Origin of the sequence: Burkholderia pyrrocinia (genome assembly GCF_022809715.1) — a bacterium.
In the GTDB taxonomy this organism is placed as follows: Bacteria; Pseudomonadota; Gammaproteobacteria; order Burkholderiales; family Burkholderiaceae; genus Burkholderia; species Burkholderia pyrrocinia_C.
Genome location: NZ_CP094459.1, coordinates 2,407,367 through 2,425,932, shown reverse-complemented (window position 1 = coordinate 2,425,932; position 18,566 = coordinate 2,407,367). Strand labels below are relative to the sequence as shown.

General features: G+C 67.1%; 17 protein-coding genes. 11 read left to right on the top strand and 6 right to left on the bottom strand.

Annotated features, from left to right (window positions below; translation table 11 throughout):
- Positions 1-31 precede the first annotated feature (31 nt).
- The 10 genes from MRS60_RS11265 (at position 32) to MRS60_RS11220 (ending at position 9,143) form a co-directional block, all read left to right on the top strand.
- Positions 32-889 carry a ferritin-like domain-containing protein gene (locus MRS60_RS11265; protein ID WP_034183576.1) on the top strand — a complete coding sequence of 286 codons (858 nt, stop codon included), beginning with the start codon at positions 32-34 and terminating at the stop codon, positions 887-889.
- Between the two features lie 216 nt (positions 890-1,105).
- Positions 1,106-1,996, top strand: coding sequence for an alpha/beta fold hydrolase (locus MRS60_RS11260; protein ID WP_034183577.1), 891 nt, complete (start codon positions 1,106-1,108; stop codon positions 1,994-1,996).
- Positions 1,997-2,078: 82 nt separating this feature from the next.
- Complete coding sequence (locus MRS60_RS11255; RefSeq protein ID WP_034183603.1) at positions 2,079-2,909, top strand: 3',5'-nucleoside bisphosphate phosphatase; 831 nt, start codon at positions 2,079-2,081, stop codon at positions 2,907-2,909.
- 72 nt (positions 2,910-2,981) lie between these two features.
- Complete coding sequence (locus MRS60_RS11250; protein WP_122165479.1) at positions 2,982-3,614, top strand: L-threonylcarbamoyladenylate synthase; 633 nt, start codon at positions 2,982-2,984, stop codon at positions 3,612-3,614.
- Between the two features lie 51 nt (positions 3,615-3,665).
- Positions 3,666-4,328 (top strand): site-2 protease family protein, encoded by a 663-nt coding sequence (locus MRS60_RS11245; RefSeq protein ID WP_034183579.1) that lies wholly within the window; start codon positions 3,666-3,668, stop codon positions 4,326-4,328.
- Positions 4,329-4,336: 8 nt separating this feature from the next.
- On the top strand, positions 4,337-5,539 hold the full coding sequence (locus MRS60_RS11240; protein WP_243564699.1) for a tryptophan--tRNA ligase: 1,203 nt from the start codon (positions 4,337-4,339) through the stop codon (positions 5,537-5,539).
- Between the two features lie 14 nt (positions 5,540-5,553).
- Positions 5,554-6,156, top strand: coding sequence for a class I SAM-dependent methyltransferase (locus MRS60_RS11235; protein ID WP_243564698.1), 603 nt, complete (start codon positions 5,554-5,556; stop codon positions 6,154-6,156).
- A gap of 46 nt (positions 6,157-6,202) precedes the next feature.
- Positions 6,203-7,108, top strand: coding sequence for a 4-hydroxy-tetrahydrodipicolinate synthase (gene dapA, locus MRS60_RS11230; RefSeq protein WP_243564697.1), 906 nt, complete (start codon positions 6,203-6,205; stop codon positions 7,106-7,108).
- A gap of 111 nt (positions 7,109-7,219) precedes the next feature.
- Positions 7,220-8,362, top strand: a complete 1,143-nt coding sequence (gene bamC, locus MRS60_RS11225) for an outer membrane protein assembly factor BamC (protein WP_034183582.1) — start codon at positions 7,220-7,222, stop codon at positions 8,360-8,362.
- Positions 8,363-8,366: 4 nt separating this feature from the next.
- A complete protein-coding gene (locus MRS60_RS11220; RefSeq protein ID WP_243564696.1) occupies positions 8,367-9,143 on the top strand; it encodes an MBL fold metallo-hydrolase in 777 nt (258 codons plus the stop codon).
- Between the two features lie 293 nt (positions 9,144-9,436).
- Here the strand turns inward: MRS60_RS11220 and MRS60_RS35160 are convergent, their stop codons facing one another.
- Positions 9,437-9,682, bottom strand: coding sequence for a hypothetical protein (locus MRS60_RS35160; protein WP_011657350.1), 246 nt, complete (start codon positions 9,680-9,682; stop codon positions 9,437-9,439).
- Positions 9,683-9,738: 56 nt separating this feature from the next.
- Positions 9,739-10,959: a cupin domain-containing protein gene (locus MRS60_RS11215; protein WP_034183584.1), complete on the bottom strand. Its 1,221-nt coding sequence runs from the start codon at positions 10,957-10,959 to the stop codon at positions 9,739-9,741.
- A gap of 32 nt (positions 10,960-10,991) precedes the next feature.
- Between MRS60_RS11215 and MRS60_RS11210 the strand changes: the two genes are divergently transcribed.
- Positions 10,992-11,534, top strand: coding sequence for an FKBP-type peptidyl-prolyl cis-trans isomerase (locus MRS60_RS11210; RefSeq protein ID WP_034183585.1), 543 nt, complete (start codon positions 10,992-10,994; stop codon positions 11,532-11,534).
- Here MRS60_RS11210 and MRS60_RS11205 read toward each other — a convergent pair.
- From MRS60_RS11205 to MRS60_RS11190, 4 genes are all read right to left on the bottom strand, one after another.
- Positions 11,514-12,785, bottom strand: coding sequence for a hypothetical protein (locus MRS60_RS11205; RefSeq protein ID WP_243564695.1), 1,272 nt, complete (start codon positions 12,783-12,785; stop codon positions 11,514-11,516). The two genes, MRS60_RS11210 and MRS60_RS11205, sit on opposite strands and share 21 nt — an antisense overlap.
- Positions 12,766-15,423 (bottom strand): DNA mismatch repair protein MutS, encoded by a 2,658-nt coding sequence (gene mutS / locus MRS60_RS11200; RefSeq protein ID WP_243564694.1) that lies wholly within the window; start codon positions 15,421-15,423, stop codon positions 12,766-12,768. The genes MRS60_RS11205 and mutS overlap by 20 nt, the downstream gene beginning before the upstream one ends.
- Before the next feature lie 210 nt (positions 15,424-15,633).
- Positions 15,634-17,256, bottom strand: a complete 1,623-nt coding sequence (locus MRS60_RS11195; RefSeq protein ID WP_131947119.1) for an NAD(P)/FAD-dependent oxidoreductase — start codon at positions 17,254-17,256, stop codon at positions 15,634-15,636.
- Between the two features lie 465 nt (positions 17,257-17,721).
- Positions 17,722-18,525, bottom strand: a complete 804-nt coding sequence (locus tag MRS60_RS11190) for an inositol monophosphatase family protein (RefSeq protein WP_034183589.1) — start codon at positions 18,523-18,525, stop codon at positions 17,722-17,724.
- Positions 18,526-18,566: the final 41 nt, after the last annotated feature.

Below are 18,566 nucleotides of genomic sequence, written 5' to 3'. Positions count from 1 at the left end.
CCCGCGATGCGCATGCAGGGTGTCCCCGTTTATGAGCATGGAGTCTTCTTCTTTCGGTCATGCGCCGGTTTGCGTGCGCCACGCCGCGCTCGACGCGCTGCGCGCATCCGAACCCGCGGCCAAGGCCGCGCAGGTGCGTTCGCTGTACGACGCGCTGCTGGCCGGGCAGGCCGCGATCGCACCGTCGCTCGAACTGCGTGAACCGGCCGGCCTGCCCGGGCGCCCGGAACGTCCGACGCTGGTCGAGCCGCGCCAGCTCGAGCGGCGCAGCATGCGTTCGCCCGAAGGGCGCGCGGTGCTGCTGCACGCGCTCGCCCATATCGAATTCAATGCGATCAATCTGGCGCTCGATGCGGTCTGGCGCTTTGCGGGCCTGCCGGACGCGTTTTATGCGGACTGGCTGAAGGTCGCGGCCGAGGAGGCCTATCACTTCACGCTGCTGTCCGACCGGCTGGCAGCATTCGGGCATGCGTACGGCGATTTTCCCGCGCACAACGGGCTGTGGGAGATGTGCGAGCGGACCAAGGGCGATGTGCTGGCGCGCATGGCGCTCGTGCCGCGCACGCTCGAGGCCCGCGGGCTCGATGCTTCGCCGCCGATCCGTGCGCGGCTCGTACAGGCGGGCGACGATGCGTCGGCTGCGATCCTCGATGTGATCCTGCGCGACGAGGTCGGTCATGTCGCGATCGGCAACCGCTGGTTCCGGCATCTGTGCGACGAAACCGGCCGCGATCCGGTGTCGGCCTACCGCCAGCTTGCCGAGCAATACCACGCGCCACGACTGCGCGGCCCGTTCAACTTCGATGCGCGTCGTGACGCCGGATTCGAGCAGGCCGAACTCGACGAACTGGCCGCGCAGGACGCAGCGGCCGGAAATGCGGCGCGTTAGCCGGATCGCGTCCGGCTGCGTATCGTTTGTCGCCGCACGCGTGCCGCCGCCGGCCGGCCCGCTCGCCCGGCGGATCGCGTTTCCCGGCGGGACGCGCGGCCGGTCCGGCCGGCCCTCGCACCGCCGCTACGCTAGAGAAGTGCCTCGAATGCCGACCGCCTGAACTGTGGCACCACCGCTATAATCGAACGATCATTCTTTTTTCTGGCGGCTGCAATGAGTGCGTCGAGTTCTGTTTCCGATTTCGTCACGGTGCGCGGCGTGAAGCTGCATGTGCGGCGCTGGGGCCGGCCCGATGCGCCGACGCTGTTCATGCTGCACGGCTGGATGGACGTCGCGGCGTCGTTCCAGTTCGTCGTCGATGCGCTCGCGGGCGACTGGCAGGTGATCGCACCCGATGCGCGTGGCTTCGGGCTGTCCGACTGGCCGGTCGCGCGACAGGGCGGCGGCCACTACTGGTTCCACGAATACCTGGGCGACCTCGATGCGCTCGTCGATCACTATGCGCCGACCGGCGAAGTCAACCTGATCGGACACAGCATGGGCGCGAACGTCGTGTGCCTGTACGCGGGCGCGCGGCCGGAACGCGTGCGGCGCGTGGTCGACCTCGAGGGTTTCGGGCTCGCGCCCGCGCGGGCCGGGCAGGCGCCGCGCCGGCTGCGCGGCTGGCTGGACGAACTGCGCGAGCCGCCCGCGCTGCGCCCGTACGCGTCCCTCGACGACGTGGCGGCGCGCCTGACCAGGACCAATCCGCGGCTCGACCCGCGCCGCGCCGCGTTCCTCGCCGCGCACTGGTCGAAGCGCGGCGACGACGGCCTCTACCACCTGCTGGCCGACCCCGCGCACAAGATGCCGGGGCCGCTGCTGTACCGGCTCGACGAGGTGATGGCCACCTGGGCGCAGGTGCGCGCGAAGGTACTGCACGTCGAGGCCGTCAATTCGCCGACGCTCGCGCACCTCGCCGGCGACATCCCGCTGCCGGAATTCAAGGCGCGTTTCAACGCGTTCCCCGACTGGCGCGAGAAGCTCGTCGAGGATGCCGGCCACATGGTGCATCACGACCAGCCCGAGCAGATCGCGGCGCTGATCGAGGCATTCTGCGCGTAGGTCCGCGACGGCGGCGGCGGGGCAGGCTGGCGGTGCAATTGCCGCATTGCAGTAGAATGAAGCCTTACCTGCCATGCCGACAATGAACGCCGATCTCCACTGCCATTCGAATGTTTCCGACGGGTTGCTGTCGCCTGCCGACGTCGCGCGCCGCGCCCATGCCGGCGGCGTGACCCTGTGGGCGCTGACCGACCACGACGAGATCGGCGGCCAGGCGGAGGCGCGCAGCGAGGCGGAAGCGCTCGGCATGCGCTACCTGAGCGGCGTCGAGATTTCGGTCACGTGGGCATCGCGCACCGTGCATATCGTCGGCCTGAACATCGATCCCGCGAACCCGACGCTCGTCGACGGCCTGTACCGCACGCGCCACGGCCGCGCGGCGCGCGCGGTGGCGATCGGTGCGCAACTCGAGACGCTCGGCATCCCCGGCGCGTACGAAGGCGCGCTGAAGTACGTATCGAATCCCGACCTGATCTCGCGCACGCACTTCGCGCGGTTTCTCGTCGAGCACGGCCACGCCGAATCGACGTCCGACGTGTTCGACCGCCTGCTCGGCGACGGCAAGCCAGGGTTCGTCCCGCATCGCTGGGCCGCGCTGTCCGATGCGGTCGGGTGGATCCGCGCGGCGGGCGGCGAAGCCGTGGTCGCGCATCCGGGCCGTTACCGCTATACGCCCGTCGAATTCGACGCGTTCTTCGCCGAGTTCATCGAGTTGGGCGGCCGCGCGATCGAGGTCATCACGGGCAGCCACACGCCCGACCAGTACCGCGAATATGCGGACGTTGCCCGCCGCTTCGGCTTCGAAGTGTCGCGCGGCTCGGATTTCCACGCGCCGGGCGAGGGCCGCGTCGAGCTCGGCAGCCTGCCGCCGCTGCCATCCGACCTGACACCGGTCTGGGAGCGCTGGCTCTGACATCGGGCGGTTGCCCGTCGCCCGCGTCGTGGCCGACGCGCGCATCCGACTTCTCCCTCTTTACCTGCTTCCATGTCCCAGTTCTTCAGGATTCATCCGGATAATCCGCAGCCGCGCCTGATCAAGCAGGCCGTCGAGATCGTCAGCAAGGGCGGCGTGATCGCGATGCCGACCGATTCGAGCTATGCGCTCGCGTGCCATCTCGACGACAAGGATGCGGTCGAGCGGGTGCGCCGGATTCGCGGCCTCGACGAGAAACAGCACCTGTCGCTGCTCGTGCGCGACCTGTCGGAGCTCGCCAACTTCGCGATGGTCGACAACCGCCAGTACCGGCAGATCAAGTCGGTGACGCCGGGCCCGTACGTATTCATCCTGCAGGCGACGAAGGAAGTGCCGCGCCGGCTGTCGCACCCGTCACGCAAGACGATCGGGTTGCGGGTGCCCGATCACGCGATCACGCTCGCGCTGCTGGAATCGCTCGGCCAGCCGCTGCTCGGCACGACGCTGATCCTGCCGCCGGACGACGAGCCGCTCAACGATCCCGAAGACATCCGTGCGCGGCTCGAGAAACAGGTCGATCTCGTGATCGACGGCGGCGCGTGCCCGCGCGAGCCGTCGACGGTGATCGACCTGACGGGCGACGAGCCGGAACTCGTGCGCGCGGGGCGCGGCGCGCTCGAACCGTTCGGACTCTCGGCCGCGTAAGCGCGCGACGTTCCGTTTTTTGCGCGAAGGCGCTTGTTACAATAACGCGATATGGATGCTTCCCTGATACAGACCATCGCCGTCTACGCACTGCCCGTGATCTTCGCGATCACGTTGCACGAGGCCGCGCACGGCTACGCCGCCCGCCTGCTCGGCGACAACACCGCCTACGTAATGGGGCGCGTGTCGTTCAATCCGATGCGCCACATCGATCCGATCGGCACGATCGCGATCCCGCTCGCGATGTATTTCCTGACGGGCGGCGCGTTCCTGTTCGGCTATGCGAAGCCGGTGCCGGTTTCGTTCGGCAACCTTCGCGATCCGCGCTGGGGCAGCCTGTGGGTAGCGCTCGCGGGTCCGGCCTGCAACTTCGTGCAGGCGCTGATCTGGGGCCTGCTGACCCTCGTGCTGCCCGCGGTCGGCGTCGACGAACCGTTCTTCACGCGGATGGCGTTTGCCGGCGTCAGCGCGAACCTCGTGCTCGGCGTGCTGAACCTGTTTCCGCTGCCGCCGCTCGACGGCGGCCGCATCCTGGCGGCGCTGCTGCCGCCGAAGCAATCGATCGCGCTGTCGCGCATCGAGCCGTACGGTTTCATCATCGTCCTCGTGCTGGTCGCGACGGGCGTGCTGACGAACTTCTGGCTGCGCCCGCTCGTCAACGTCGGCTATGCCGTGCTGAGCGCCATCCTGTCCCCATTCGCCTCGCTTTTCTAACGACAATCATGTTCCCAGAACGTATTTTCTCCGGCATGCGACCCACCGGGTCGCTGCACCTCGGTCATTACCACGGCGTGCTGAAAAACTGGGTGAAACTGCAGTCCGAGTACCCGTGCTTCTTCTGCGTCGTCGACTGGCATGCGCTGACGACGCACTACGAGACTCCCGAGGTCATCGAGAAGAACGTCTGGGACGTGCTGATCGACTGGCTCGCGTCCGGCATCGATCCGGCGCAGGCGACGCTGTTCATCCAGAGCAAGGTGCCCGAGCATGCGGAGCTCGCACTGCTGCTCGGCATGAGCACGCCGCTCGGCTGGCTCGAACGCGTGCCGACCTACAAGGAGCAGATGGAGAAGCTGAAGGACAAGGACCTGTCGACCTACGGCTTCCTCGGCTATCCGGTGCTGATGGCGGCCGACATCCTGCTGTATCGCGGCTCGCTTGTGCCGGTCGGCGAGGATCAGGTGCCGCACGTCGAGATGACGCGCGAGATCGCGCGCCGCTTCAACTACCTGTACGGTCGTGAGCCGGGTTTCGAGGAGAAGGCGCTCGAGGCCGCGAAGAAGCTCGGCGGCAAGCGCGCGAAGCTCTATCATGAGCTGCGCAACGCGTATCAGCAGGAAGGCGACGACGAGGCGCTCGAACAGGCGCGTGCGATGCTGCAGGAATCGCAGAGCCTGTCGATGAGCGACCGCGAGCGCCTGTTCGGCTATCTCGAAGGCGCGCGCAAGATCATCCTCGTCGAGCCGCAGGCGCTGCTGACCGAAGCGTCCCGGATGCCGGGCCTCGACGGCCAGAAGATGTCCAAGTCGTACGGCAACACGATCGGCCTGCGTGAAGACGCCGACACGATCACGAAGAAGGTCCGCACGATGCCGACCGATCCGGCGCGCGTGCGCCGCACCGATCCGGGTGATCCCGACAAGTGCCCGGTGTGGCAGCTGCACCAGGTCTACACGGACGAAGCGACGCGCGAGTGGGTGCAGAAGGGCTGCCGCTCGGCGGGCATCGGCTGCCTCGACTGCAAGCAGCCGGTCGTCGAAGGCATCCTGCGCGAGCAGCAGCCGATGCTCGAGCGCGCGCAGAAGTACATGGACGATCCGTCGCTGCTGCGCGCGATCGTCGCGGACGGTTGCGACAAGGCGCGCAAGTACGCGACGGAAACGATGCGCGACGTGCGCGACGCGATGGGCCTGTCGTACAACTGATCCGGTCCGCGCGCATGAACGAATCCGTCATCGCCGCCGCGGGCGGCCACGTCGCACAGGCCGAGCCGTCGCGCTGGGTCGTCCGGTGGTCGACGCTCGTTCCGACGGGCGGCGCGGTGCTCGACGTCGCTGCGGGCGGCGGCCGCCATGCGCGCTGGTTCGCGTCGCACGGGCATCCGGTCGTCGCGCTCGACCGCGACCCGGCCGCGCTGGCCGCGTTGCGCACGATCGCGGGCGTCGATGCGCGCGACGCCGATCTCGAAGGCGCGCCGTGGCCGCTGCCGGCCGACGAGCGGTTTGCCGCCGTGATCGTCACCCATTATCTGCATCGTCCGCTCTGGCCCCATCTGCTCGATGCGGTTGCGCCGGGCGGTGTGCTCATCTACGAAACTTTCGCGCAAGGAAACGAAACGGTCGGCAAACCGTCCAACCCCGCGTTCCTGCTCGCCCCGGGCGAGCTGCTGGACGCCGTGCACGGCCGCCTGCGGGTGGTCGCGTACGAGGACGGTTTCGTCGCCGCGCCGCGCGAGGCGTTCGTCCAGCGTCTCTGCGCGGTGCGCGAGGGCGCGACCCCGAAGGCGGGGGCGGGAATTCCACGTTACGAACTGCCCGGCTAATCCGCTACAATCTCAACGTTTACCGGTACACATTCAATCGCGTTTCATGGCTAACGGCACCCAAGACGGCATTCAAATCCGCGGCAGCATCCCCGCGATCGTCACCCCGATGCTCGAAGACGGCAGTCTCGACCTGCCGGCGTTTCGCAAACTGATCGACTGGCACATCGCGGAAGGCACCGATGCGCTCGTCGTCGTCGGTACGAGCGGCGAGTCGGCAACGCTCAACGTCGAAGAGCACATCCTGATGATCCGCACGGCGGTCGAGCATGCGGCGAAACGCATCCCGATCATCGCGGGCGCGGGCGGCAACTCGACCGCCGAGGCGATCGAGCTGACGAAGCACGCGAAATCGGTCGGCGCGGACGCGACGCTGCAGGTCGTGCCGTACTACAACAAGCCGACGCAGGAAGGCATGTACCGTCACTTCAAGACGATCGCCGAAGCGGTCGACCTGCCGGTGATCCTGTACAACGTGCCGGGCCGCACGGTCGCCGATATGGCGAACGAGACGATGCTGCGTCTCGCGCAGGTGCCGGGCATCATCGGCGTGAAGGAAGCGACCGGCAACATCGATCGCGCCGCGCACCTGATCAAGGCCGCGCCGAAGCATTTCGCGATCTACAGCGGCGACGATCCGACCGCGATCGCGCTGATGCTGCTCGGCGGCCACGGCAACATCTCGGTGACGGCGAACGTCGCGCCGCGCGCGATGAGCGAGCTGTGCCGCGCGGCGCTGGCCGGCGACGTGCAGACGGCCCGCGAACTGCACATGAAGCTGCTGTCGCTGCACAAGAACCTGTTCATCGAGGCGAACCCGATTCCGGTGAAGTGGGCACTGCAGGCGATGGGCAAGATGCAGGGCGGCATCCGGCTGCCGCTCACGGCGCTCGACGAGCGCTACCACGATGCCGTGCGTTCGGCCCTCGTCGAGGCCGGCATCCTCGCCTGATGCCGAGGCGGCCGCGTCCTGCGGCCGCCGGCTCGACCCCTGATCAACCCGCACCGGCCGGCTCCGTCCGGCGCCGCTCCTGACGAGCGTTCAAGCAAGACGAAGGATTTCATGAAACGTTTCGCCTTTTCCTCTCGCGCCATCCAGATGTCGATGGTGGCGCTGGCGCTGGGCGCGCTCGCTGGCTGCGATACGCTGAACGACTACCTGGCTCCCGACCGGGTCAACTACAAGAACACCGGTTCGGCGCCGCCGCTCGCGGTGCCGAGCGACCTGAAGCCGGTGCCGACGACCCAGCAGTTCGTCGCTCCGCCGACCAACGCGGGGCTCGGCACGCTGCCGCCGCGGGCCACGACGCAGGCCGGCAACGCGACCGACGGCATCCCGAGCGCGCAGGATCCGCTCGGCATGCACATCGAGCGCGACGGCGATCGCCGCTGGCTCGTCGTCGATGGCCGGACGCCCGAGCAGCTGTGGCCGATCCTGAAGGAGTTCTGGCAGGAGAACGGCTTCTCGCTGAAGACCGACGCGCCGTCGACGGGCATCATGGCCACCGACTGGGCCGAGAACCGCGCGAACATTCCCGACGACTGGTTCCGCCGCACGATCGGCAAGGTCATCGATTTCGCGTACTCGTCCGGCACGCGCGACCGTTTCCGTACGCTCGTGAACCGCACGTCGGACGGCAATACCGACATCTCGATCACGCATAGCGCGATGGAAGAAATGATGGTCGGCCCGCAGGGCGGCACGTCGTCGCGCTGGGAAGAGCGTCCGCGCAACCCGGTGCTCGAAGCCGTGTTCCTGTCGAAGCTGATGCAGAAGTTCGGCCTGACCGACGCGCAGGCGAAGCAACTGCTGACCGATGCACGTCCCGCGACGGCGCCGGCGCAGGTCGGCGACACGAGCAGCGGCGCAGCGACGCTGCAGCTGGCCGAGTCGTTCGACCGTGCGTGGCTGCGCGTGGGTCTCGCGCTCGACCGTACGAACTTCACGGTCGACAATCGCGACCGCGAGAAGGGCGTATATACCGTGCGCTATGCGAATTCGATGGAAGAGCTCAAGCGCGACGGCCTGTTCGGCAAGCTGTTCTACGGCGGTCCGTCGGCGGCGAAGCCGGGCCGGGAATTCCTGGTCAACGTGCGCGCGCAAGGCGGCGGTACACAGGTCGCGGTGGTCGGCGCAAACGGGCAGGTCGACAACTCGTCGGACGCGCAGCGGATCATTTCGCTGCTGCATGCGCAGCTGAACTGAGCGCGTGCGATTCGCCAGCCTCGGAAGCGGCAGCGAAGGCAACGCGCTGGTCGTCGAGGCCTCGAGCGGCACGACGACCACCCGCGTGCTGCTCGACTGCGGCTTTTCTGCCAAGGAGGTCGAGCGTCGGCTCGGCCGACTGAATCTCGGCATCGATGATCTCGATGCGATCCTCATCACCCATGAACACAGCGACCACATCGGCAGCGCGCTGACACTCGCCCGGCGTGCGTCGCTGCCGCTCTACATGAGCTGGGGCACCGCGCGCGCGGTCGGCGCGGACGAGGCCGATGTCGATCTCCACGTGCTGTGGGGCGACGAGACGGCCGCGATACGCGATCTGGCCGTCATGCCCTATACGGTCCCTCACGATGCGCGCGAACCGCTCCAGTTCGTCTTCATGGACGGCTGCAGCCGGCTCGGCGTGCTGACGGACGTGGGGATGGCCACGCCGCACATCACGGCCGTCCTGAGCGGCTGTGACGCGCTGGTGCTCGAATCCAACCATGACCCCGCGATGCTGGCCGCGAGCCGCTATCCGCAGTCGCTGAAGGCGCGGATCGGCGGCAACCACGGCCACCTGAGCAACGACGCGGCGGCCGACATCCTCGCGTCGCTCGAACGCAGCCGCCTCAAGCACCTGGTCGCGGCGCACCTGAGCCAGCAGAACAACCTGCCGGAACTGGCGCGCCAGGCGTTTGCCGGCGTGCTGGGGACGAGCGGGGAGGAGGTGGTCGTGGCCACGCAGGACGCGGGATTCGACTGGCTGATGCTCGGATGAGCGGGGCAGGGCCGCTGCGGCGGACGGGCGATCGATCCGGAACCTGCAGACGTAAAAAAACCGGCCCTCGGGCCGGTTTTTTTTCAGCTGACGCTGAGGCTTACTGGCTTGCGCCCGAAGCCGGAGCAGCCGTCGCTGCCGAAGCAGCCGACGCCACTGCAGCAGCAGCGTCGCTCGCAGCAGCCGTTGCCGACGAAGCAGCAGCCGAAGCGTCGCTCGCAGCACCAGCAACTGCCGAAGCAGCCGACGAAGCAGCAGCAGCTGCGTCGCTTGCAGCCGACGAAGCAGCTTGATCAGCGCTCTTGTTGCAAGCAGCCAGTGCAACAGCAGCCAACAGGGAAGCTACGAGGAGGGATTTCTTCATGATCACGTCCTTTTATGGTTAAAGGTAAGCAACAGCGCGAAACAATACCGGTAATGTGCTCCAACACCGACCTGGGCCGCTGGTGGAGACGCACTTCTAGAGCGTGAATCTTCCCTACGGCTTGGGCGGAAATTATATGCACTTTCCTATCGACCGTCGACAAATGCGGGGTCAATACGTTGTCTTTCCCATACAGAATTTGATCTGTATGGGCATACGGGGCGACTCACACTAATTCCGGCTTCCGACCCGTATCCAGCCCGCACGATACCACTCGTGCAACAAGGCTGTCATCGAGGGAACCTGAGATAGTGTTACAAACCGTTTCGCCTCCACCTGGCGTTGATTGGCCAGTTCGGGCAGCCATTCGCCGGCCTGCTCGAGCGGTCCTTCCTCGCCATTAATGAAGTACGATCGCGCGTTATACATCAATGCGGCCCTTCTGTCGAGACATACGCCGCGGCGTGACGCTTGCGCGACGAACGCGGCCTCGGTCAGCGGACGTGCGGGCGGGTCGAATACGACGTTCGGCTTGGGCTCGCTCAGGTAGCAGCCGAGGAATTCGGCGACGTCGCGCTTGCGCCAGCGGATTGCGTCGACGATCTCGGCGACGCGTTCGACCATCGCCGGAGGCAGCTGCGCGGGCGTGTCGACGGCCGGCTGCTTCGGATCGCGGTAGAGGTCGTCGCCGTTCCCGTCGCGCAGGCCGCCGCGCTCCGCGAGGTAGTACAGGAACTGGGCGCCCAGCTCGCCCGCGGACGGGGCCCGGAAGCCGATCGAGCAGGTCATGCATTCGCCTTCTGCGACGCCGTCGTGCGCGATGTGCGGCGGCAGATACAGCATGTCGCCGGGCTCCAGCACCCATTCGTCGCTCGGTTCGAAGTTTTCGAGGATCTTCAGCGGCACGTCCGGTTGCAGCGACAGGTCTTTCTGCGCACCGACGCGCCAGCGGCGCCGGCCTTCGACCTGCAGCAGGAATACGTCGTATGAATCGAAGTGCGGGCCGACGCCGCCGCCGTCGGTCGCATACGAGATCATCAGGTCGTCCAGCCGCGCGTCCGGGATGAAGCGGAAGCGGTCGAGCAACGCGCGTGCCGCGTCGACATGCAGGTCGAGCCCCTGCACGAGCAGGGTCCATGACTTGCGCGTGACGGCCGGCAGCGAGTCGGGCTCGAACGGCCCGTGCGCCAGTTGCCACTTGTTACGAAAATGGGTGATCAGTCGCGATTCCGCGTCATAGTCGGATGCGAGCTCGAACAGCGCATCGCGCGTGACCGGCGACGCAACGCCGGGGATCGCCTGGCGGATCAGGAGCGGCTTCTTTTGCCAGTAGCCGCGCATGAATTGCGCCGGCGTGAGACCGCCGAGCAATGGTGTGGGAAGATCGGAAGGCGGCGCGCCGAGCGGGGCGGCAGCGGCATCCCGCGGTTCGGCTTGAGACCGGTTGCGCATCGTATAATGAGACTTGTATTTGGGAGAATTGGATGAAAATCGCAAAAAACACCGTCGTATCGGTCACTTACAAGCTGTCGGATGCACAGGGCAATCTGATCGAGGAAAGCGACGAGCCGATGGTCTATCTGCACGGCGGCTATGATGGCACGTTCCCCAAGATCGAGGAACAGCTCGACGGGCACGAGCCGGGTTACCAGGCGCAGATTCAGCTCGAGCCGCAGGACGCGTTCGGCGACTACGATCCCGAACTCGTGAAGATCGAGCCGCGCGATCGCTTCCCCGAGCCGCTCGAAGTGGGCATGCAGTTCGAAGGCACCCCGGAAGACGGCGACGAGGACGTCGATTCGCTGATCTATACGGTCACCGACGTCGCCGAAGACAAGGTCGTGCTCGACGGCAATCACCCGCTGGCAGGCATGGCGCTGCGTTTCGCACTCACGGTGAAGGACGTCCGCGAAGCAACCGAAGACGAAATCGAGCACGAGCACGCGCATGGCGCGGAAGGGCTCGAGATCGTCGACGAGGATGAAGACGAAGACGGCGAATCGCCGTCAGGGCGCACCCTGCACTGAGCTCGCAGGGAGGCCGGGCGCCGGCCCCGATGCGGGGGGCGGTGCCGGCCACGACGCGCCGCCGGGTGCGGCGCCGTCACCCTGCAGCGGCGGCGCGACCGCCGACGAGTCGGGCAGCGCCGGCAACGCGGGGATTTCCGGCATCTGCGGCAGCGGGACATCGTCGTGCGGCACGAGCGGCAGCGCGGGCGGCACAGGCAGGTTCTTCGGTACCTCCTGCAGGCTCACGTTGAAGATCGTCTGCCGTGCCGGCGACACGCTCACCTTTACCCACTGATTCACCGGATGGCGCGGTCCGATCGCGACACGCGTCACGTTTCCCACCAGGTCGCCGTCGTCGGTCCGCAGCGGTCGATCGATCAGAAAGCCGTTCGCGAGCGGTTCGCCGCTCGCGTGCAGCACCAGTATCGGGCCGCGGAACGTCGTCGCCGCCTTCACCAGCGTTCGTTTCAACTCGCGGAAGCCGTCGCGCACGCGCGGCCGGTTGAAACGCAGCCACGCGAACCGCTCCGAGCGTTCATAGCGTTCGAATTGCGGATCGCCTTCGAAAATCACCACCATCGCACGCGCTTCGCGCCGCTTCGCGTATTCGGCTGCGTGATCGATCCAGAACCCGTTCGCGATGACGCGGTCCTCGAATTCGCCGTTGCGGCCGCCGGCCGTCAGGAAGTGGTTGTTCGGCGCCGGTGCGTTGAGTGCGACATAGACGATGTCGTCGCGCATCCAGCGTGCGTTTTCGCGATACGGCCGGAACCGGGCGATCTCGCTTTCCCGCGTGATCTGCAGCGCGCCCGGGTCGGGCAGCGCCGAATCGGCGAGCAGCGTCTGCCGCAGGAAGTCGAGCCGTTCGACCGGATCGTAGTTGCCGCCGGCCACGGTGTTGCACGTTACCCAGTCGTCGTGGCCGGGGATGAAGACGAGCGGCACGCGTGCGGCGTCCAGGATCGCGCCGCGCTGCGAATACAGCGCATCGCGGCACGCTTCCTTCGAGCCCTTGAGATCGCCCGCATAGACGACGAAAGCGAGGTTGCGCTCGCGCGCGATCGAATCGAGCAGCCGCTGGGTCGCCGGTTCGTCCGCCGGTACGTTGATGACGCCCGACACGACCGCGAACGAGTAGGGCGCGGTGGCACGCTTCGGCGGCGCTGCCAGCGCGCCGGCCTGCGCGAGCGCCAGTACCGCCGCGGCGAGCGTGGCGGCGGCGCGGGCCGGCAGGCGCCGCGGGATGCGCTTACGCGTGCCCGTCGGCATCGTGCGACCGGACCAGCGTGCGCAGCTCGTACAGCAGGTCGAGCGCTTCGCGCGGCTTGAGATCGTCGGGGTCGATGTCGCGCAGCTTCTCGAGCGCCGGATGCGGTGTGTCAGGCAGCGCCGGCGCGTCCGCGCATTCGAAATCGTCGGCGACCACCGGCTGCGCGCTGAACAGGTCGAGTTGCGGCGTGTGCTGTACCGCCGACTGCTGTTCGAGATAGGCGAGGTGCTTGCGCGCGGCGCGGATCACGGGCGCCGGGACGCCAGCGAGCTGCGCGACCTGCAGGCCGTAACTCTGGTTCGCCGGGCCTTCGTTGACCGCGTGCAGGAACACGATGCCGTGGCCATGCTCGACGGCCGACAGGTGGACGTTGGCTGCCTGCGGGAATTCGGCCGGCAGTTGCGTCAGCTCGAAGTAGTGCGTAGCGAACAGCGTGTAGCAGGCGTTGTGCGCAAGCAGGTGGCGCGCGATGGCCCATGCGAGCGCCAGGCCGTCGAACGTCGACGTGCCGCGGCCGATCTCGTCCATCAGCACGAGGCTTTGCGGGGTCGCGTCGTTGAGGATCGCCGCGGCCTCGGTCATCTCGACCATGAACGTCGAGCGGCCGCCCGCGAGATCGTCGGCCGCGCCGATGCGCGTGAAGATCCGGTCGATCGGACCGAAGCATGCGGACTTCGCCGGCACGTAGCTGCCGACGTAAGCCATCAGCGCGATCAGTGCGGTCTGCCGCATGAACGTCGACTTACCGCCCATGTTCGGACCGGTGATCAGCAGCAGCTTGCGTTCGGTGCCGAACCGGCAGTCGTTCGCGATGAACTGCTCGACCTGCGCTTCGACGACCGGGTGGCGGCCCTGTTCGATTTCGATGCTGATCTCGTCGGTGAAGGTCGGCGCGACCCAGTCGAGCGCGCGTGCGCGTTCAGCGAATGCGGCGAGCAGGTCGAGCTCGGCGAGTGCCGACGCGACGCGCTGGCACTCGGGGATGAACGGCAGCAGCGCCTGCAGCACCGCGTCGTACAGCGCGCGCTCGCGCGCCAGCGCGCGTTCCTGCGCGGACAGTGCCTTGTCCTCGAAGGTCTTCAGTTCGGGCGTGATGTAGCGCTCGGCGTTCTTCAGCGTCTGGCGGCGGCGGTAGTCGTCGGGCACCTTGTCGGTCTGGCCGCGCGTGACCTCGATGTAGAAGCCGTGCACCTTGTTGTATTCGACGCGCAGGTTCGCGATGCCGGTGCGCGTGCGTTCGCGCGCTTCGAGATCGATCAGGAACTGCCCGCAGTTCTCCGAGATGTCGCGCAGCTCGTCGAGCTCGGCGTCGTAGCCGCGCGCGATCACGCCGCCGTCGCGCACCATGGCAGCCGGCTCGGGCGCAATCGCACTCGTCAGCAGGTCGAGGCATTCGGCGGGCGGCGCGAGCGCCGCGTCGACACGGGTGAGCGCGTCCGCATTCGCGACGATCGCGCCGATGCGCTCGCGCAGCGCCGGCAGCGCGGCGAACGTGTCGCGCAGGCTCGACAGGTCCCGCGGGCGCGCGGACAGCAGCGCGAGACGCCCGGTGATCCGTTCGACGTCGGCGATCTGGCGCAGCGCGCTGCGCAGTGCGTCGAGGCTTGCATTCGCCGGCGCATCGAGCAGCGCGCCGATCGCCTGCTGGCGCGACTGCGCGGCGACCGACGCGCGCGGCGGGTGATGCAGCCAGTGACGCAGCAGGCGGCTGCCCATCGTCGTGCAGCAGGTGTCGAGCAGCGAATACAGCGTCGGCGACTCGGTGCCGCGCAGCGTCTCGGTCAGTTCGAGGTTGCGGCGCGTGGCCGGATCGAGCCCGATGTATTCGGTTTCGTTCTCGACCTTCAGACTGCGCACGTGCCGCAGTTGCTGGCCTTGCGTGGCTGCTGCGTAGAGCAGCAGCGCGCCGGCCGCGCCGCAGGCGCTCGTCAGCGAATGCGCACCGAAACCGTCGAGGCTCGCGACATCGAGCTGGTCGCACAGGCGCTGCGTGCCCGACGCGATGTCGAAGTGCCACGCCGGCACGCGCTTGGTTGCGCCCGGGCCTGTCGGCACGGCGTCGGTTGCGCCGTCCGCCGTCAGGATTTCGGCCGGCCGGATGCGCTCGAGCGCGGCGCCGAGCTGCTCGGGTTCGATTTCGGCGAGCCGCAGCGCACCGCTTGCGAGGTTCAGCCACGCGAGGCCGATGTTGACCGCGACGCCGCGCTTGTTGTGGCCCGTGCACATCGCGAGCAGGTAGACGTCGTTCTTGTCGGACAGCAGCGCGGCATCGGTCAGCGTGCCGGGCGTGACGACGCGCACGACCTTGCGCTCGACGGGGCCCTTCGACGTGGCCGGATCGCCGATCTGCTCGCAGATCGCGACCGATTCGCCCATCTTCACGAGCTTCGCAAGATACTGCTCGACCGCGTGATGCGGCACGCCGGCCATCTTGATCGGCGTGCCGGCTGTGGCGCCGCGCTGCGTGAGGGTCAGGTCGAGCAGGCGCGAGGCCTTTTCGGCATCTTCGAAAAACAACTCGTAGAAGTCGCCCATCCGGTAGAACACGAGGGTGTCGGGATGGTCGGCCTTGATGCGCAGGTACTGCTGCATCATCGGGGTGTGGCCTGCAAAGGCTTCGGGCGACAACGTGGTCATAGGTCAGGCATCAGGTTTGTTGCTTTGGTCGCCCGAGTTTACCAGCGGCCCCGACGTGCAAGTGCGAAGTTCGCCGTTCGGCCAGGTGCCGGAGACCACGACCGGCTGCTGCCGGCGCTGTCCGACGAGTCGACCCCGCACTCGGGCGGGCCCGCGAAAGTCGGCGTCACCCGGCTCACGGCGCTTCGCGCGCCGATCCTGCCCGGCACCTCAGGACGCGTGCGTCGACGTCAGGCTGAGTGCCACCGCTTGCGCGACTTCGATGCCGTCGATGGCTGCCGAATAGATGCCGCCCGCATACCCCGCGCCTTCGCCGGCCGGATACAGGCCTTCGACGTTCATGCTTTGGTAATCGTCCTTGCGTCGAATCCGGATCGGCGACGAAGTGCGCGTCTCCACGCCGGTGAGCACGGCATCGTGCATCGCGAAGCCCGCAATCTTCTTGTCGATCTGCGGCAATGCTTCACGGATCGCTTCGATCACGTAGTCCGGCAGCGCGGTGCTGAGGTCGGTCGGATTCACGCCCGGCTTGTACGACGGCTCCACCGAGCCCAGCGACGTCGACGGCCGGCCCGCGATGAAATCCCCGACCAGCTGGCCCGGCGCGCGGTAATCGCCGCCGCCGAGTTCGAATGCGCGCTCTTCCCATTTGCGCTGGAACGCGATGCCCGCCAGCGGACCGCCTGGATAGTCTTCCGGCGTGATGCCGACGACGATGCCCGCATTCGCGTTGCGCTCGGCACGGGAATACTGGCTCATGCCATTGGTGACCACGCGGCCCGGCTCCGAGGTCGCCGCGACCACCGTGCCGCCGGGGCACATGCAGAAGCTGTAGACCGCCCGTCCATTGCTGCAGTGGTGGACCACCTTGTAGTCGGCCGCACCGAGTTGCTTGTGGCCCGCAAACTTGCCGAAGCGGCTGCGATCGATCAGCCCCTGCGGATGTTCGATGCGAAAACCCAGCGAAAACGGCTTGGCTTCGATATACACACCGCGATCGTGCAGCATCTGGAAGGTGTCGCGCGCGCTGTGGCCCACGGCCAGCACCACGTGGTCGCACCGGAGCGTTTCCCCGTTCGAGAGCTTCAGCGAGCGCACCTTGCCCTGATCGATTTCGATGTCGTCGACCCGGGTTTCGAAGCGCACTTCACCACCCAGTTCGTGGATGGAGGCGCGCATTTTTTCCACCATGCTGACGAGGCGGAACGTGCCGATGTGCGGCCGGCTCAGATACAGGATGTCTTCCGGCGCGCCCGCCTTGACGAATTCGTCGAGCACCTTGCGGCCATAGTGGTTCGGATCCTTGATCTGGCTGTACAGCTTGCCGTCGGAAAACGTGCCGGCGCCGCCTTCGCCGAACTGCACGTTGGATTCGGGATTGAGTACGCTCTTGCGCCACAGGCCGAAGGTGTCCTTGGTGCGCTCGCGCACGGCCTTGCCGCGTTCGAGGATGATGGGGCGGAATCCCATCTGCGCGAGGATCAGCCCTGCAAACAGGCCGCACGGCCCCATGCCGATGACGACCGGGCGCAGGAAATCGGCGTGTTCCGGGGCCTTCGCGACGAAGTGGTACGCCATGTCGGGCGTCACGCCGCAATGCGGCTTGCCGGCGAGTTGCTCGAGCGCGGCCGCTTCGTCCTTGACTTCGACATCGACGATATACGTCAGCTTGATGTCGGAGCGCTTGCGTGCATCGTGCGCACGGCGGAACACGGTGTAACGGACGAGCCCGTCTGCCGCCACGCCAAGCTCCTCGAGGCGCGCGCGAATCGCGGCTTCGAGAGCGCTTTCGGGATGGTCGAGGGGGAGTTTAATTTCGCTTAGCCGTAACATGGGTACTCGGATGCTGTCGCCACGACGTCGTGGCGGTGTTGAAACAGGCGGGGCAGGCATGCGGGTGGGGGCGTTGTTCGCCACGCGGGCATCAAATCATTCATCGCTGGAAAACGCGGTACGACGGGCTGCATGCTGACCAGGCCGGACAACTCGGGCAACTTCAGGACGGGAGCGTGAAGCGCGGGGAAGATTTTTCCGTCCCCGAGCCATCGGAAGGCGAAAGTCGCTCCATCATCACGGTGCCGGCGAGTGGTTTGTCGAAAGCCACGCCAGGCGGGCGTAGCGCCCTTGTCGTTCATGCCGGCCAACATAGCACATCGATATCAATGCCACGCAAAAATGCGGCCGCCAGAGCGAAAAGGGCGGTAGCGACGCACGCGGCATCGCTTTGCCGACGGCCCGTGCCGCGTGAAGCGGGCCCGGGCCGTCGAAGCGCACCGCACAGGCGGGCGCGGCCGGGACTTATTCGGCCGTCGGATGCACGCGGGTGTAGCGATTCAGGATCGGGATCATCTGCGCGTAGATCTTCGGGTTCGCGGCGACGATCTCATGGCGATGCAGGAAATCGGCATCGCCCGTGTAGTTGCCGACGAGGCCGCCGGCCTCGGTGATCAGCAGGCTGCCCGCCGCCATGTCCCACACGTTGATGCCCTGCTCGAAGAACGCGTCGAGGCGGCCGGCCGCGACGTTCGCGAGATCGAGTGCCGCCGCGCCCGGGCGACGCAGGCCCGTGCACGCCTGCGTCATTTCGGTGAAGAGGCGCGCGTATGCGTCGAGGCCGTCCTTCTCGCGGAACGGGAAGCCGGTGCCGACCAGTGCGTCGGACAGGCGGTCGCGGCGGCCGACGCGGATGCGGCGATCGTTCAGGTACGCGCCGCGGCCACGCGTGGCCGTGAACAGGTCGTTCTTGTTCGGATCGTAGACGACGGCCTGCGTGACGACGCCCTTGTGCTCGAGCGCGATCGATACGCAGTAGTACGGGAAGCCGTGGATGAAGTTGGTCGTGCCGTCGAGCGGATCGATGATCCACTTGAATTCGGATTCGTTCTCCGATTCGCCCGATTCCTCCGCGAGGATCGCGTGGTCGGGGTAGGCAGTCTTCAGCGTCTCGATGATCGCCTCTTCGGCGGCCTTGTCCACTTCGGTGACGAAGTCGTTCTGCTGCTTCCTGCGGATCTCGATCAGGTCGAGATCGAGGGACGCGCGATTGATGATCTGTCCGGCGCGGCGCGCAGCCTTGACAGCAATGTTGAGCATGGGATGCATGAGCCTGGATCCTGTAGCCGGCGGCACGGGCCGCCACGAAG